Raw genomic sequence first — 15935 nt, 5'->3', positions numbered from 1 at the left:
GTGGTTCGCTGAGCCCACGGCGAGCCGCTCGCCCTCCACGATTGCTCGGCGCAACTCCCACCTGTAGTCCGGGAAGGTTTCGGTGGTTGCGACCACGTCTCGACGTACTCGTGTCGCGGTTGCTCCGCGCCATTGACCAGAACACAGACCAAGGCGTCTGCCTTGTGTAGTCGCGGGAACGACCGTCCAGAGCGGACGAGATTTTCATTGACTTACAGTCAACGAAACTATACCGTCGTGCCATGGACGCCACCGCCACCCCCGCCGCACCCAAGGAATCGGCCAACCGTCACAATGACGTTCCCACCCAGGGTGCGGCAGATTTGCGACGCGCGTTCGGATGCCTGCCCAGCGGCGTTGCTGCAGTATGTGCCGATATCGAACCCCACCCCACCGGGATGCTGGTGAGTTCACTGACGTCGGTTTCACTCGAACCACCGCTGCTGTCATTCTGTGTTCAGAACGGATCACGGACGTGGGCCGGCCTGCAGACCGCCACCCATGTCGGGGTGAGTTTTCTCGGCGATACCCACGAACAGGTCTGTGTACAGTTCGGCGGCGAGTCATCACAGCGTTTGGCGCGCATACCTGTTCGCCGTACCGCTGAAGGTGCGGTCCTCCTAGAAGACGCGGCCGCCACCTTCGTCTGCTCCCTCTACGAAGAATTCTCAGCAGGTGACCACACGATCGTTGTACTCCGGATCGAGACGTTCGAGGCGGCACCGGAATGTGCACCGCTGGTCTTTCACCGATCGCGTTACCGCACGCTGGCCGGGTAAAACCGCCACTCTTACAACCGATTCCGCGAAGCACAGGAGGACCACACCATGACCACAACACAATCACCCCAGATCGACTCTGTTGGCGACGTGCTTGCCCGCGTCAGAGACCTTCTGCCGCTGATCAAACAACATTCGGCTGACAACGAGCGAGAACGCCGGGTGGATCCGGCGGTCATCGAAGCCCTCCGAGACGCGGGCGCATTCCGCCTAGCTGCTCCGCGACGTCACGGTGGACTCGAAGCCGGGCTCACGTCCATGCTTGAGCTATCCGCGCTGATCGCCGAAGCCGATGGCGGAACTTCCTGGGTCACAACGCTATCGAACATACAGTCGTGGTCGACGTGTATGTATCCCCGCCAGACGGTCGACGAGATCTACGCTGACGGACCGGACAAGATTCTGTGCGGTGTGGTCTCACCGGGAGGTACCGCTCGAAAGGTCGACGGCGGATACCGCGTCACCGGCCAGTGGCCGTACGCATCAGCGAGCTTGCACGCCGAGTGGATGGGCGGTGGAGTGTGGGTGCTCGATGACGACGGCGACGAAGAAGACCAGGCAATGATCCTGCTCCCGCGCTCCGATGTTCGGGTTGAGGACACCTGGTATGTCGCCGGCATGCGCGCCTCGGGTAGCAACACCATTGTCGCCGAGGACGTGTTCGTACCCGACCATCGATTGATCTCCATGCTCCCGGTGATGTCGGGTACGTACATGGCCGATCATCCCGACTCTGCGTTCTACCGGTCTGCGTTCGGCCCGATGCTGGTGCTGGTGCTGGTCGGGCCTCAGCTGGGCCTGGGTCGCGCTGCGCTCGACCTCGCGGTGACCAAGGCGGCCACCAAGACATTGGCCTACACCAACATTGAACGTCAAGCGGAATCGGTGGCGTTTCAACTGCTCATCGCCGATGCTGCCACGAAGATCGATACTGCCCACCTTCACGCATACCGGGCGACCGCTGACGTGCAGCGCTACGCCGAGCAGAACGTCTACCCCGACTTTGCCGCCAGGGCCAGAATGCGCGCGGATTCCGCTGTCGCGTTGCGCAGCATCAACAGCGCCATCAACACACTCCTCGATGCTTCTGGTGCCGGGAGCTTCGCCGAAGTCAACGCCATGCAACGTATCTGGCGCGATTCGAACGTCGGTGCGCGCCATGCGGTCATGCTGCCGCAGGTGTCGATGGAAACCTACGGCAAAGCACTGCTCGGCCAACGCGACCACATCACCGCCATCATCTGACCCAGGCCGTCGTGCGCGGATCTCCCCGCCGGCCGACACGTCATCATCCGTCAGTCACAGACATCCAGGAGTAGCGATGCCCGAAATCACCACCACCAGAACACTTCGCACCAGCCAAGAAAAGGCCTGGGCGGTGATCTCTGACCCCTCCCGATTCGAGGAATGGAACACGCTGCACACCCGGTGGGGCGCCGAGCCACCCACAGAACTGGGCCTTGGTACCAAAATCGTGGAGGTGGTCACCATCAAAGGTGTCGTGGACACCATCGACTTCACCACGTCCGCCTACGACGCACCCCGTTATGTGCAACTGGAAGGGTCCGGGAGCACTGGGTCGACGGTGCAGCTCGATTTCACCGTCGATCCCAACGGTGACAATGCCTGCAACGCAACGCTGCACATTATTTTCGACAGCTCAATCCTGTTCGGCCCACTCGGAAAAATCATCCAGAAGGCGTTCAGCAAACAGCTCGACAAGTCGCTGGACAAGCTCAGCGAATTGGTCGAATAACACACTGCTGACGGGTTCGCGGGACGATGCCCGCCAGCGAAAGGGTCACAGCCATGAAGACTCGACTCAGGTGGATTGCAGCGCACGGCGTTGTGCGCCGTATGTTGACCAGTGCGGCGCGCGACGGCGATGTGCAGGCGATGCTGCTTGCCGATCCAGTCGCCCGAGCGAATCCACAACAGGTGTTCGAAACAATCAGAGCCTCAGGGCCACTGGTCAAAACGCGGATCAACTACATCTCGGTGTCTCATCGCCTCGCACACGACCTCCTGCGATCAGACGACTTTCGGGTGACGGAACTCGGCGCCAATCTGCCAGGACCGCTGCGGTGGGTCGAGACGAGGACCCGTTCGACTGCCCTTCACCCGCTCAAACCGCCCTCACTGCTGGCGGTCGAACCACCCGAGCACACCCGGTACCGGAAGTTGGTCTCGTCGGTGTTCACCCCACGAGCGGTTGCCAGGATGCGCGAGATGGTGCAGGGCAACGCAGACAGCCTCCTGGACGAAATCGGTTCCGGCGCCGACCAGATCGACATCATCAGCAAGTACTGCGCGCAGCTCCCGATCGCCGTGATCAGCACCATTCTGGGCGTCCCAGACAACGAACGTCAGCGCGTTCTGGAGTTCGGAGAACAGGCAGCTCCCAGCCTCGATATCGGATTGTCCTGGGATCAATTCAGGCATGTCGAAGACGGCCTGGAGCGCTTTGACGCATGGTTGGCCGACCACCTCGCTGAGCTGCGCCGCAACCCTGGCGACGATCTGATGAGCGAGCTGATCATGGCCACCGAGGAGGGCGTCGGACTCACCGACGAAGAACTTCGCGCCACCGCGGGGCTGGTTCTGGCCGCGGGCTTCGAGACCACTGTCAACCTGCTCGGAAACGGCATTCGCCTCCTCCTCGACAACCCTGACCAGCTCAACATTCTGCGGCAAGATCCTGCACTATGGCCGAACGCGGTCGAGGAGATGCTCCGTCTGGAATCCCCGGTACAACTGACCGCCCGCAGGGCGAAACATGATCTGACGCTCGAAGGCCGATCTCTGGCGCAAGGCGACCATGTCGTTCTCATTCTCGCCGGAGCCAACCGCGACCCCGAGGTGTTCGACGATCCATACCGCTTCGACGTCACCCGCGAGAACGCCAACAAACACCTGTCGTTCTCAGGCGGCCGCCACTACTGTCTCGGCGCCTCGCTGGCCAAAGCGGAGACAGAAGTAGGCCTGAAAACCCTGTTCGACCGGTTCCCCCACATCACCTCGGCAGGCGACGCAATCCGACGCGACACCCGTGTGCTGCACGGCTGGTCGAGACTCCCCGTCGATCTGGAGCCGGGAACGCTTCGACAACCGGTTTGACCTGGCCCTCAGATCCACCGGCCGACGTAGGCAGTACGCGCAACGTGCAGGGCTCGCCGCCCGGGGGTGTCTGTGATGCGCCCTATCGATGGCGCGGTGTTGCCACCCGCTGTCCCGTTAGGATCGGTGGTGTCTGGGGCGTGGGCAACAATGGTGTGCCACGCCGCGGACGTGACAGCCGCACTGAGGCGAAGACGCTGGCGCTCAGGGAGAACTGATGGAGGTATGTGGTGTCCCAACCTTCAGCTGTCAAACTCGGTAAGCGCGCGGCCCAGAAGGCGGAAACAAAACAGCGGCTGATCTCGATCGCCGTCGAGGTGTTCGCCGAGAACGACTACGACCAGGTGACGGTGGCCGACATTGCCGAGCGGGCAGGGGTTGCCCATGGCCTGCTCTTTCACTATTTCAAGAGCAAGCGCGGCATCTACCTCGAGGCAGTACGTGCCTCGGCGGAGCAGATGAACGCCGCTTTTGCTGCTGTGACCGGAACCGATGCAGGCGAACTGCTGCGGTCGGCCCTCGAACAGCACCTGACGTACTTACGGGACCACCGAGGTCTGGCTCTGCGCCTGGTGCTGGGCGGTCGCAGCGCGGACCCTCAAGCGTGGGAGATCTATGAGGCCGCTCGTTGGGATGTGCTCGGCGGGCTCGCGATGCTGCTCGGCCTCGATCAGAACAACCGTGCACTGCGGTTCGTTGGGCGTGTGACGGTCGGCGCGATTGATGAAGCGAGCATCCAGTGGCTCAACAATCCCGACGATTTCGATCTCCCCCAACTGGTGGGTTGGATGGAATCGCTCATCGTTGCGTGTCTGTCGTCGGCGAGCGTGCTCGACCCAGGCGCGGATATCGCGGCCGCGCTGGCTTCATTGAAGTAGCCCTCGCCCCCGTTCGTCGACGACGTTCCGTTCCCCTCTGATCACCACGCGTGGTCACCGCCTACTTTGCTATCCGATCAGCGGGATGCGGTTGGCCGTCATCGCGGTGAGCTCGTGATCCATCACTGCATGAACACGTCGGCTGAGGACTTCGGCAGTCTCTCCATTTTCAGCACGCATCGCTGGGAGCACGGTGGTTGTGATCTTCGTGGGCAAGGGCAGATACGGCAGTAACCCGACCAACCCGGCATTGAGGCCCCACGGCACTGAGACCGTGACAGGAAAGGTCTTCAGCCGCAACACCTTGTCGAGACCAACTCGCTGTGCAGCGCTTCGTCCGCTACTCAGGACGAACAACGACTCCCCCGCGCCGGCGGTGACCACGGGAACAATCGGGACATCGGCGTCGATGGCCAGCCGCGCGAAGCCGGTCCGGCCTTCGAACATGATCTTGTTGCGGTTCCTCCATGACTTGAAGCCGTCGACGTCACCCCCAGGGAAGACGAGGACGTGATCACCCGAGTCCAGCGCGCGCAATGCTGTGTCGTGGTCGGCGGGTATCCCATCGAACATGTTGACCAGCTTGCCGACACCGAGCTTCCAGGCAATGGCATGGGTGAGGACCGAGACTCGACGACGCTCACCTAGCCGTTCATACGCCGCGGCGAAAGCCAGCACGTTGAGGTCGAACACTCCGCCGAACCCGTGATTGGCCACGAACAGCACCGGCCCTTCAGGCATGTGGCAGCGCTGATCGATCTCCATTCGATGATATCGACGCGCAATAGCGACAGTCATCCCCACGAGATGTCTCGGTACAACGTCCATCCACAGAGCTTAAGGTCGATTGCTGTGCACCACCGGCTTTTTCGGCACCTGGCGCCCTCGTCGGCGACGACGCAATCGCCCGGTAGACCGGGCTGACGGAATGGGGGTCGACGTCTACGCGTCGGGGATCAGCTGGCCTACCCGGTGTTCGATGAGCTCACGCATCACCAGCGAGGTGGTGGTTCGTTTCACACCCTTGATGTCGAGGATGGTTCCGGCGATGCGGTAGAGGTCATCGGCGTCTCTGGCCACCACCTGGATGAGCAGATCGCTACCTCCGCTGAGCCCGTCGACCGACATGACCTCTGGAACTTCTCGCAGAGCCTCAGCCACAGGCGCCAGGCGTCGCTGCTTCACCTTTGTGAAGACATACGCCCGTAGCGGATATCCGAGGAACGCCGGCGCAACACGGCGATCAAACCCCCACAATGCGGCCTGACTGTCCCATCTGTTGAGGCGTGCCTGCACGGTGTTGCGTGATACCCCGACCCTCTGCGCCAAGGTCACAGCTGCAGCCCGTGGATCGCTGATGACCGCGCGTAGCAGACGGCCGTCGATGTCGTCGGCGATCACCGTCGTTGCCATATTGCCCACGTTTCCCTACTCCGACGAGGCACAGGCTGTGCAATGTGCATAGCGGCCGTGCCGATGTTTGCACAATTCTAACCCCCGTGATCGACTTGGTCGACGGTTTTGCACACCCCTGGCCGTCGCAGACGACCGCAATCCGGTCCATGGCGCTGCCGCGCGGCACGTGCTCGCCTTGGCAGTGGTTCGGCAACGTCGATAACAACCATCTCCTGTTCTCGACTGCCGAATCACTGTCAGGGGACCCCACTGCTGTCGTCCCCAGGAGGACCTTGACGTGACCGAACACCACCGAAATGACGCCGCAGGCTCCCACGACGATCCGCTCTCGCTGATCGCGCAGCGTGTGCTCTGGACCTCGACAGCCATCATCCACCACGCCAATCATGTTCGTCCGAACACTTCGGGCCTCAAGGTCGGTGGCCACCAAGCATCTTCAGCGTCCATGGTGACAATCATGACCTCGTTGTGGTTCGAGCAGCTACGCGCCGACGACCGGGTGTCTGTCAAACCGCACGCCTCACCGGTCCTGCACAGCATCAACTATCTTCTCGGTCTTCTCGATGAGGAGTACCTGTCCACGCTGCGCGAGTTCGGTGGCCTGCAAAGCTACCCGAGCCGAGCCAAAGACCCCGATCCGGTCGACTATTCCACCGGATCGGTGGGAATCGGTGCGACAGCACCGATCTGGGGAGCGATTGCTCGACGCTACGTCGACACGACCCTGGCGACCACGGGCACCGGGCGTCAGTATTCCTTGGTCGGCGACGCCGAACTCGACGAAGGCGCGGTGTGGGAAGCAATCCTGGATCCTTCTGTCGAAGCCCTCGGCGAGATCGTATGGATCGTCGACATGAACCGACAGTCTCTCGACCGCGTGGTGCCCAACATCGCCGCCAATCGGCTCGAAGCGATGTTCGCCGCGGCAGGCTGGCAGGTAATCACGGTCAGATTCGGCCGGTTGCTAGAGGAACTGTTCAGCCGTGTCGGCGGTGATGCACTACGAACCCGCATCCTGCAGATGCCCAACGCGGAATACCAACGCCTGCTGCGGTGTGACGCCGACGAGATCCGCACTCGACTGCCCGGCAACTCACCCGAGGCGGGCTCAATCGCCGGCCTCATCGGCGAATTGGACAACGCCACCTTGGTGCAGGCGATAGCGAACTTGGGCGGGCACGACTTCGAATCGATGCGCCATGCCTACAACCAGATCGACGACAACCGACCAACCGTCATCATCGCCTACACCATCAAGGGCTACGGGCTACCCACACAAGGCCATCCCCAAAACCACTCCTCGTTGTTGAGCCCCGCCCAGTTCACCGCACTGGCCAAGCAACTCGGCGAAGACCCGACCCACCCGTGGCGCCGATTTGACCAACAATCACCCGCCGGGATTGTGTGCCGGGAGGCGGCGAAACGGTTGCAGCGCAGACCTGTTCCCGTCCCATCCGAGCTCAGATTCCCCTCTGATATCGGTCGAACTCCGGCCACGAAATCCACCACCCAGGCTGCTCTGGGACGAGCCCTGCTCGACCTCTCACGCGAAGCGCCGGACGTGGCCAAACGCGTGGTCACAGTCAGTCCTGATGTCAGCTCCACGACGAACCTGGCGGGCTGGCTGAACAAGGTCGGGGTGTGGTCTCCCTCAGAGCGACGAAACTGGTTCGACGACGACGGCGAAACCATCATGCATTGGCGGGAGAATCCGACGGGCCAGCACATGGAGTTGGGGATCGCCGAAACCAACCTGGTCGGCCTGATCGGGGAGTTGGGTACGACCTGGAGCCGGTGGGGTGAGCGCCTGTTTCCGATCGGCGTGCTCTACGACCCCTTCGTTGAGCGCGCGCTGGAGCCTTGGTCGTACGGGATTTACGCTGGGGGGCAATCGATTTTGGTCGGTACGCCGTCCGGGGTGAGTCTGGCCGCCGAGGGCGGGGCCCATCAGTCGATCAAGACGCCGTCAATCGGGCTCGAACAACCTGGATGTGTCAGCTACGAGCCCGCGTTCGCCATCGACGTGGAATGGATTCTGCTCAAGTGCATCTCGCAGTTGGGTACACCTGAGGGACGATCGGCGTACCTTCGGCTGTCAACTCGTCCGGTGGAACAGGCTCTGGCCGAGGTGCCCTCAGATCCTGCGGCCCGCGAACGCCGCCGTGCGCACGTACTTGCGGGCGCCTACACGCTACGGGCCCAACGTAACCCGGCGGCAACGATCGTGACCATGGGCGCCATGGTCACTGAGGCGATCGTTGCGGCAGACCGACTCGCCGATATGGGAACGGCCGCCGAGATCGTGTGCGTCACCAGTCTGAGCCTGCTGTTCGAGGCCAAACAGGCCCGCCGCGGACAAAGTGCTGGTCCTTCCTGGATCCTGGATCAGGTGTTCCCCCCGGAAAAGGCCGCCCCGATGGTCACAGTCCTGGATGGACATCCGAACGCAATGTCGTTCCTACCATCGATCAATCACGTCAAGAGCATCGCTCTGGGCGTCTCGGGCTTCGGCCAGGCCGGTTCCCTCGAGGATGTGTATCGCTATCACCACATCGACTCCGATGCCATCGTGGCCGCAGTACTCGACATCGCATCCTGAAGGGTCCGGCAGCCGCACCCGGAACCAACTGCCCCGGTCACCCAGAGAGCGCAGTTCGCTCATGACTAAGCGGGTGGGTAACACCGCCCACCCGCCAAAGTCGTATCAGCGGCGAAGGCCGTGCGACCAATTGCTGAGCCGGTTGACGCCACCTTCGGTCAGCGCCCTGCGGGCCGCAAACGCAAGAGGTGCACGGCTTCCGACGGCGTAGAAGGAGCGCGGGCGTCGATGTTGAACAGCCGAGACTATGGTCTGCGCAACGCGTTCGGCGGGAATCCCGCGTTTTTCATTCCGATCGAGGGCGTCGAGCACCCTCTCGAAAGCCGGGCGATACACCGAGTCGTCGGCGATGTACTTGGTGCGGCGCTCGCTGATGCCTGTGTTGATCGAGCCCGGCTCCACGGTGATGAATCCGACGCCGAACGGGGCGACTTCACCCCTCGCTGCCGTCGAGAAGGCCTTCAATGCGGCCTTGGATGCCACGTACGACGACCGGTACGCCAGCGGGAAGCTGGCCAACATCGATCCGACCATCACCACCCGCCCGTATCCGCGTTGTCGCATCCCGGGTAGCACAAGCTGCGTCAGCCGCACCGGCGCAAGCACATTGATGGTGAAGAGGCGCTCGATCGCGTCCATCGGTAAATCTTCGAGCGGACCGTTCTGGCTCTCACCGGCATTGTTGATCAACACGTCCACCGCACCCACCTCTGAGATGCACTGCTGCGCGCTGTCGACGCTTCCCAACTCGAGCCGCACATAACGCACGCCCTCGATACGCGCGCTATCGGGGATCTCAGCGGGGTTCCGGCTGGTGCCGTACACCCGAAAGCCTTCTGCGACCAATCGTTCAGCGGTGGCCTGACCAATACCCGAGGATGCCCCGGTTACCAAAGCAGTACGGACGTTCACAACTATCTCCTAAATCGGGGAACCCGAAGTGTAAAACTGACGAGGACGCAGTGGCTCTTGTCGCGTCCGGTGGGTCAGCCGACTATCCAGCCGGCAGCGACGAAGGCCGCGAGGGCGCCGCACATTACAGCTGGCGCAGCGGATTTGACACTCTTGTCCACGTGCAGATGCAGAATGGCTGCTCCGACCAGAAGCAGCAGGATGGCCAGGGCGCTGATCACCCCGAGTCCGGTCCACCAGTTTCCCGCGATGAGTCCGATTGCGCCCGCAATCTCCGCTAGGCCCAGCAACCTGAACGCTTGCATACTGAAACCGAAGTGCTCGGCGTTGTCCCGCATAGATTTGTGCCCAACAACTTTGAGAATGCCCGTCACCGCCACCACGACTGCCAACAACCCCGACGCGATCGAAACAATCACTGACATCGAATACCCCATTTTCTGCACTGGTGCACAATCACTCGATCCGTCCTCCTGTACCGCTGCGTGAAGTGCTGACGCCCGCGTTGCGGCGTCGAACTGCACCTTGACCGCGATGGTCGCGGCGGCGCGTCGAGCCTCGCCTACAACGACCGAACGAGCTCAGCCCGGCCCGCCCGCGTGCCAAAGCTGAGGTCACCGGATGACATTGGTTTGCGTTCCGAGGTCGATGTCGCCGTCAGCGGTCGCGATACGTGCGGTGACCACGTCGTCCGTCGACAGGTATTTTGGGTTGCGTGCCTGGCGGGAGAAGAACAATTTCCACTTGATCGTCGCGGGCAGGAGTTCGCCGATCTTCTGCACGATGGCGGGAGGCGCCGAGATGGCCGTTCCGATGGGTGTTCCTGTGAGCAGCAGGTCACCGGGTGACAATGTCTGGAAGCGTGCGAGCCGGGTCAGCGCAGCCGCGGGTGGGGTGAGAAGGTCGTCACCGATGAGTTGATCTTGTCGTACCTCGCCGTTGACTGAGAGCGTCATCCGAAGTTCGGGGATGCGGGCGAACTCATCTGGTTCCAGCAGCACCAGACGTGGGCCGACGGGGGTGAATGTCGGGTACGACTTGCTCTCGTAGACCTGCACCTTCGTCAGCTGTATCTCCCGGGCGGATACGTCGTTGGTCACGACGATCCCGGCCACGAACTCGCTCAACGACTCCGGGGTCACCACCTGGTTGATCGGAACGTGCGCGCCGATCACGAGACCCAATTCGATCTCGTAGTCGAGCAATCCGACCTCGGGTGGTCGACAGATCGGGTCGGTGGGGCCGCTGATCGATGCGGACGATTTGCGAAAGAAGGTCGGCTGCAAGTTGTCCACGTCGGCGCCGGCGTCGATGGCGTGTGACCGGTAGTTCAGCAACTGAGCAACCACCCGGCACGGCGCGGTGACCGGTGACAGCGGCGCTAGCGTGCCGACAGGCGTGTCCCCGCCGACCGCAGCTTCTACCGCCGGCCGGTCTTCCAGCAGCTCGGCCGTCGTGGTTGCGCCCGTGTCCACGCGAGTCGCGACCTCACCCTCGACCCGCCACCAATCCTCGGCTGTGCGTATCACGCTTGTGCTCAACGGACTTCGACCTCCACCGGTTCTTGTTTACTCACAACGTCCTGAAGTTCAGTGTTTTCTTGTTTGCGACGATTTTGCGACCGGGACGGACCCCCGCGTCGCGGCGCCTCAAAGATTCCTGCGTGGCGCCGTTTCGGAGCTGACTGAGCAGATAGTCAGGGTCGATGTTCACACCGATCGGGTTCTCGCTGAACTCGTTGCTGGAGAAGAACTCGGCCGTCTCTTCTGGCGTTGGGAAGTTCTCGACCTGGAACTCAAGACGCACGCCGTCAGGATCCTCGTAGTACAACGAGATGGTGGGCCCGTGATTGATCGCCCAAACAGGCCTGATGCCCTGCCTTTTGAGCCGGACGTAATCCTCCAGGAGTCCCTCGAGGGTGGGAACGGTGAAAGCGATGTGGTCCAGACCAAGCACTTTGCGTCGCAGCTTGGCGAACGGGAACAGGTACCGGACCACGGAGGGAACCGAGACGATGGCGAGGCGATGAGACTCATCATCCCAGGTCAGAAAAGTCACCTGCCCATCGTCATGGACTACGCGTGCACCGAAAACCTGGCCATACCAGTTAATCAGCTCAGTTCGCCTGGTGGACTTGACTACCCAATGCGCGATCAGAGCAGGCGCGATGCGACCGGCTTCCACACCATATTGAGCAGGACGAGTAGCCACTGTCATCTCCTACCTACGTAGACGTAACTCGGAATCGGCGAACGTAAGTGCTCGCACGCGATCGCCTGCGACTCCGATGCCCGTTCAGAGTAGGACATTGGTTGACTGCCAGTCAACGAATTGCTTTGCTAGCGCGGATCGGCCAGAGCGGCGGAACCGTCGCAACCGGACGTAACACTGGCTGCCACGTCACCGATACTCTGATTACCGATTGCAAATCATGTATTGCCTTTGGTGAAGCAGTGAGGAGTGGTCGTGTCCACCAATCCATCACCGAACCATCCGTACGGCTCACGCCCAAGCGCCGGTCACGCCGACGTCTTCTCAGCCGGGGATGATCCGCCACCGCCTCAGCCCAAGACGAAAAACTGGCTGTGGGTTCTGCTCGGCGTAGTCGTGCTGCTCATCGGCGGGGGTGTCACCGCCGTTGCCGACTTCGGTGGAAATGATTCCGGCACCGCGTCTTCGAGCCGCGACGGCGACTCCGATGACGAAAACCTGACTTTCCTGGGCATGTTCGACGGTGACCTCGTGGCCGCAGCTGGTGAACCCGTGACCTCCGATGGCATGACCATCACGACGAGCTCTCTGTTCAGCACAAGTGATTACGGGGCTGCGTACCTGTGCACCACGGTGACGATCCGTAACGACGGCAGCATGCGCAGGACCGTCAACGTGTCCGACTGGATGCTGCAAGATCCCAACGGCGCCAAGTTCAGCCCGTCGTTCGGCGGGGTTGCGAACAAACTGAACTCCGGCCCGGTTGCACCGGGTGGCACGGTCTCCGGAGACATGTGCTTCCCGAATCCTCCGAGGTCGTCCACGGGCCAGTACGTTGTGCTCTACGACGTGCCATTCATCTTCACCGCAGCACGCGTCGGATGGGTCGATCAACGCTGATCATGCGGCGCCTCGTCGACCGCACGAGTTCAACGCTGATGTCAGGCACGCCCCAGGTTGGTGCCGGGCCGGGTGAGGACGATACCGGGAAGGACCGCGTACCGCGACAACTCGGTGACCGCGAACGCCATGGTGGCCACGTCGTCGGCGGTGATCATCTCCGCAGCGGGAATCGAAGTCCACGATGACATGTCTGTGTTGACGTAGCCGGGCGAGATGGTGGTCGCCGAGACGCCCTTCTCGGATTCCTCGAGGTTGAACGTTTCGCACAGGGAGATCAGCGCCGCCTTCGTGGCACCGTATGCGGACAGCTCAGGCTCAGGGTGTACACCGGTGATCGATGCAATGGCAACCACTTTCGCGGCTCCAGCGGTCTCGGCGGTACTGCGCAGAGTCGGCAGCAACGACTGGAGCAACACGTACGCCGAGCGGACGTTGACCTGGTAAAGCTTGTCGAATCGGCGAACCGGCAATTCACCGATCGGCCCCTTCTGCCCCATCCCCGCGTTGAGGACCAACGCGTCGACCCTGTCGAAATGGTCGAGATGACCCGTGGCCAGTGTCTGCAACTGCTCCTCGTCGGACATGTCGGCGGTGACCACCTCCACACGCACCCCGTGTTCGCCGGAAAGGCGGCCGGCCAAGTCCTGCAACGGTTCCAGGCTGCGGGCACTGATCGTCAGATCCCAGCCTGCCGCAGCGAATCGGGTCGCGATCGCCGCGCCGATACCGCGCGAGGCGCCGGTCACCAACGCCACCTTGCGTTCTGCACCATGTGTCACGTGTGTGCCCCTCTAGTTCTTTCCCTTGATGGCGCGCAATCCTGCCGCCATGAACTCGCCGGTCGCGGCCGCTGCATTCTCGGCTCCCCGGCCCGATGACGATCCGCTGAGCGCGCGGTGGGTGATGCCCTCGCCGATCACTCCGAGTTTGAAGTTGGCGAGCGCGAGATAGAAGTTCCAGTCGGACAATTCACGACCAGATGCCAGTGCGTACCGCTGGGCGATGTCGTCCGGCGAGGGGTACCGATCACTTGTCCACGCCGCCTTCATCCCCAGGACGGCGTCAAAAATCGGTTCCCGGTACGTGCACATCAGTGCGACGTCGGTCAGCGGGTCACCCAGAGTCGACATCTCCCAGTCGACAACGGCTTTCACAATGCCCGGATCACCGGCGTCGAGGATGGTGTTGTCGACGCGGAAGTCGCCGTGCACGATCGAGTTGCTGGTCTGCGCAGGGATCGACTCAGTGAGTGCTGCATGCAAAGTCGCGACATCGTCGAGTTCGCGGGTCTTCACGTGTTCCCACTGCCGAGCCCACAGCTTCACCTGCCGTCCGACAAAACCGTCGGGACGGCCGAACTCACCCAGCCCGACCGACTGGTAGTCCACGGCATGCAAGTCTGCAAGTGCCTCGACGAGTCCGGTGACGTTGCGTTCCACGGCTGCGTCGTCGAGAGCGTCGAGCTCATCGGCGCTGCGCACCACGAGGCCGTCAACGAACTCGACCACGGTGAGCGGCGCACCGAGGGCAGTCCCCTCTTTGTCGAAAGCGACGGTGCGCGCCACCGGCACCGGCGTGTCCTGCAGTGCGCGGGTGACGGTCCACTCGCGGTTCATGTCGTGCGCAGAAGGTGTCAGTCCGCCCGTCGGGGGACGGCGCACCACCCAATGCGAATTGTCGTCGCGCGCAGTGAATGTGAGATTCGAGCGGCCACCGCTGATGAGCTCGACCACCAGTTCGCCGGATACCGGCACACCGCTGTCGACCAGGAAGGCGCGTAGGGCTGGGACGTCCATGCCCGGAAGTTCGGTCACGACGGCGTTCCGTTCGCGGCGGCAGCGGCTGCCGCCTTCTTCGCCTTGCCCACGGCCCGTTTGGCCAGCGCCCAGCGATGGACCTCGGACGGGCCGTCGTAGATCTGGAACGGCCGCAGCTCACGCTGCAGACGGGCCAATGGCAGCTCGTCGGACACTCCTTGGCCGCCGCACATCTGGATCGCGCGGTCGACGACTCTCGAAAATGCCTCGGCCGCAAATGTTTTTGCGATCGACGTCTCGTCGCCCGCATGCTGACCCTGGTCGAGCGCGTAGCAGGCCTTGACCAGCAACGCCCGCGCAGCAGCCAGATCGATCTCGTTGTCGGCCACCATCTGCTGGATCATGCCCAGATCGCCGAGCTTGCCGCCGAAGGCTTCCCGGCGGGCGACGTAGTCGAGTGCGACGTCCTGAGCACGGTTGGCGCTGCCCATCCAGCGCATGACGTGGGTCATACGTGCTGGGCCGAGCCGCACCTGTGCGTAGCGGTAACCCTCGTCGACCTCTCCGAGCACGTCTTCGTCCGGAACGAACACGTCGCGAAATTCCACCTCGCAGTGGCCGCCGATCATCGCGCGGTCGATGGTGTTGATGTGGCGTCCCACCGTGATGCCGGGGGTGTCGGCCGGCGCGAGGAACATCGTCGCGCCGCCGCGGTCACCGGGGGAACCCGCAGTCCGCGCCATGATGATGAAGAAGCCGGCACCGTCGGCGCCAGTGATGAACCATTTGTCGCCGTTGATCTTCCAGCCGCCGTCGACCTTGGTGGCCGCAGTGCGCAGTGCTGCCGGGTCTGCACCGGCTCCCGGTGCGGGCTCGGTCATCGCGAAGGCCGACCGCACGTCACCGCGGGCCAGTGGAGCCAGGTACTTCTCTTTCTGGTCCGCGCCGGCGATGTGCGCGAGCATGTGCACGTTGCCCTCGTCGGGTGCTCCGATGTGCAGCGCGATCGGACCGAACACCGAATAACCGGCAGCCTCGAAGACCGGCGCACGATCGGACATGTTGAGGCCGAGGCCGCCGTATTCGACGGGCGCGTGCGGCGCGAGCACACCGGCGTCGCGCGCCTGGTCACGCAGTTCCAGTCGACGCTTGTCGCCGCCGGCGGCGGTGATGTCACCGGCGAACTCGTCCTCGATCGGCATCACGTGGTCGCGGACGAAGTCACGGGTTTTCGTGACCACGTCCTCGACGGCTGGATCGTAGGAAAGGCTGATCGCCATGTGCACCTCCTTGTGCGGCGCCGGCGAACCCGTGGTTGCGATCCCGACCGAGCGCTCGTTCGGTATTGGGCCCAGAATGTCAC

The 15935-nt window shown here is 62.7% G+C and carries 16 protein-coding genes; 7 read left to right on the top strand and 9 right to left on the bottom strand.

The genetic code is table 11. From position 1 onward, the window contains the following. Positions 1-242: 242 nt before the first annotated feature. The 5 genes from WIMU1_RS09535 (at position 243) to WIMU1_RS09515 (ending at position 4774) form a co-directional block, all read left to right on the top strand. Positions 243-779, top strand: coding sequence for a flavin reductase family protein (locus WIMU1_RS09535; RefSeq protein ID WP_084248128.1), 537 nt, complete (start codon positions 243-245; stop codon positions 777-779). A gap of 48 nt (positions 780-827) precedes the next feature. Continuing rightward, entirely contained in the window at positions 828-2024 is a 1197-nt protein-coding gene (locus tag WIMU1_RS09530) for an acyl-CoA dehydrogenase family protein (protein WP_062796715.1), read from the top strand. Positions 2025-2100: 76 nt separating this feature from the next. Further along, the gene (locus tag WIMU1_RS09525) at positions 2101-2535 is read left to right on the top strand and encodes a type II toxin-antitoxin system Rv0910 family toxin (RefSeq protein ID WP_062796713.1); all 435 of its coding nucleotides are present in this window, start codon (positions 2101-2103) and stop codon (positions 2533-2535) included. A 53-nt stretch (positions 2536-2588) separates the two neighbouring features. Continuing rightward, positions 2589-3896, top strand: coding sequence for a cytochrome P450 (locus WIMU1_RS09520; RefSeq protein WP_062797537.1), 1308 nt, complete (start codon positions 2589-2591; stop codon positions 3894-3896). A gap of 230 nt (positions 3897-4126) precedes the next feature. Then, positions 4127-4774, top strand: coding sequence for a TetR/AcrR family transcriptional regulator (locus tag WIMU1_RS09515; protein ID WP_158599241.1), 648 nt, complete (start codon positions 4127-4129; stop codon positions 4772-4774). A gap of 69 nt (positions 4775-4843) precedes the next feature. Here WIMU1_RS09515 and WIMU1_RS09510 read toward each other — a convergent pair whose 3' ends face one another. Then, positions 4844-5515 (bottom strand): 1-acyl-sn-glycerol-3-phosphate acyltransferase, encoded by a 672-nt coding sequence (locus WIMU1_RS09510; RefSeq protein WP_255283875.1) that lies wholly within the window; start codon positions 5513-5515, stop codon positions 4844-4846. A 201-nt stretch (positions 5516-5716) separates the two neighbouring features. After that, on the bottom strand, positions 5717-6187 hold the full coding sequence (locus tag WIMU1_RS09505) for an Lrp/AsnC family transcriptional regulator (protein WP_062796707.1): 471 nt from the start codon (positions 6185-6187) through the stop codon (positions 5717-5719). Between the two features lie 280 nt (positions 6188-6467). Here WIMU1_RS09505 and WIMU1_RS09495 point away from each other — a divergent pair, with 280 nt between their 5' ends. Next, complete coding sequence (locus tag WIMU1_RS09495; RefSeq protein WP_062796703.1) at positions 6468-8789, top strand: thiamine pyrophosphate-binding protein; 2322 nt, start codon at positions 6468-6470, stop codon at positions 8787-8789. Between the two features lie 105 nt (positions 8790-8894). On the opposite strand, the gene WIMU1_RS09490 is transcribed toward WIMU1_RS09495, so the two are convergent. From WIMU1_RS09490 to WIMU1_RS09475, 4 genes are all read right to left on the bottom strand, one after another. Further along, the gene (locus tag WIMU1_RS09490; RefSeq protein ID WP_062796701.1) at positions 8895-9701 is read right to left on the bottom strand and encodes an SDR family oxidoreductase; all 807 of its coding nucleotides are present in this window, start codon (positions 9699-9701) and stop codon (positions 8895-8897) included. 74 nt (positions 9702-9775) lie between these two features. Then, complete coding sequence (locus WIMU1_RS09485) at positions 9776-10126, bottom strand: DoxX family protein (RefSeq protein ID WP_158599240.1); 351 nt, start codon at positions 10124-10126, stop codon at positions 9776-9778. Between the two features lie 189 nt (positions 10127-10315). Beyond that, positions 10316-11242 (bottom strand): fumarylacetoacetate hydrolase family protein, encoded by a 927-nt coding sequence (locus WIMU1_RS09480; RefSeq protein WP_062796697.1) that lies wholly within the window; start codon positions 11240-11242, stop codon positions 10316-10318. Positions 11243-11273: 31 nt separating this feature from the next. Next, positions 11274-11918, bottom strand: a complete 645-nt coding sequence (locus WIMU1_RS09475) for a VOC family protein (protein WP_084248126.1) — start codon at positions 11916-11918, stop codon at positions 11274-11276. A 249-nt stretch (positions 11919-12167) separates the two neighbouring features. Between WIMU1_RS09475 and WIMU1_RS09470 the strand changes: the two genes are divergently transcribed. Next, positions 12168-12812: a DUF4352 domain-containing protein gene (locus WIMU1_RS09470; protein WP_147431360.1), complete on the top strand. Its 645-nt coding sequence runs from the start codon at positions 12168-12170 to the stop codon at positions 12810-12812. Between the two features lie 41 nt (positions 12813-12853). On the opposite strand, the gene WIMU1_RS09465 is transcribed toward WIMU1_RS09470, so the two are convergent. Genes WIMU1_RS09465 through WIMU1_RS09455 form a run of 3 tightly spaced genes read right to left on the bottom strand, consistent with a single transcriptional unit; the run spans position 12854 to position 15852 of the window. Beyond that, a complete protein-coding gene (locus WIMU1_RS09465) occupies positions 12854-13594 on the bottom strand; it encodes an SDR family NAD(P)-dependent oxidoreductase (protein ID WP_062796691.1) in 741 nt (246 codons plus the stop codon). A gap of 12 nt (positions 13595-13606) precedes the next feature. Beyond that, positions 13607-14611 carry a phosphotransferase family protein gene (locus WIMU1_RS09460; RefSeq protein ID WP_174548727.1) on the bottom strand — a complete coding sequence of 335 codons (1005 nt, stop codon included), beginning with the start codon at positions 14609-14611 and terminating at the stop codon, positions 13607-13609. A gap of 14 nt (positions 14612-14625) precedes the next feature. Beyond that, entirely contained in the window at positions 14626-15852 is a 1227-nt protein-coding gene (locus tag WIMU1_RS09455) for an acyl-CoA dehydrogenase family protein (RefSeq protein ID WP_062797535.1), read from the bottom strand. Positions 15853-15935 lie beyond the last annotated feature (83 nt).

Origin of the sequence: Williamsia muralis NBRC 105860 (genome assembly GCF_001598915.1) — a bacterium.
GTDB lineage: Bacteria > Actinomycetota > Actinomycetes > Mycobacteriales > Mycobacteriaceae > Williamsia > Williamsia muralis.
This window is presented reverse-complemented; position numbering and strand designations above follow the sequence as displayed.

Bases quoted from the DNA above. Each gene is read 5' to 3' on its own strand.
- WIMU1_RS09535 (WP_084248128.1), top strand. From the start codon at position 243: ATGGACGCCACCGCCACCCCCGCCGCACCCAAGGAATCGGCCAACCGT.
- WIMU1_RS09530 (WP_062796715.1), top strand. From the start codon at position 828: ATGACCACAACACAATCACCCCAGATCGACTCTGTTGGCGACGTGCTT.
- WIMU1_RS09525 (WP_062796713.1), top strand. From the start codon at position 2,101: ATGCCCGAAATCACCACCACCAGAACACTTCGCACCAGCCAAGAAAAG.
- WIMU1_RS09520 (WP_062797537.1), top strand. From the start codon at position 2,589: ATGAAGACTCGACTCAGGTGGATTGCAGCGCACGGCGTTGTGCGCCGT.
- WIMU1_RS09510 (WP_255283875.1), bottom strand. From the start codon at position 5,515: ATGCCTGAAGGGCCGGTGCTGTTCGTGGCCAATCACGGGTTCGGCGGA.
- WIMU1_RS09505 (WP_062796707.1), bottom strand. From the start codon at position 6,187: ATGGCAACGACGGTGATCGCCGACGACATCGACGGCCGTCTGCTACGC.
- WIMU1_RS09485 (WP_158599240.1), bottom strand. From the start codon at position 10,126: ATGTCAGTGATTGTTTCGATCGCGTCGGGGTTGTTGGCAGTCGTGGTG.
- WIMU1_RS09475 (WP_084248126.1), bottom strand. From the start codon at position 11,918: ATGACAGTGGCTACTCGTCCTGCTCAATATGGTGTGGAAGCCGGTCGC.
- WIMU1_RS09460 (WP_174548727.1), bottom strand. From the start codon at position 14,611: ATGGACGTCCCAGCCCTACGCGCCTTCCTGGTCGACAGCGGTGTGCCG.
- WIMU1_RS09455 (WP_062797535.1), bottom strand. From the start codon at position 15,852: ATGGCGATCAGCCTTTCCTACGATCCAGCCGTCGAGGACGTGGTCACG.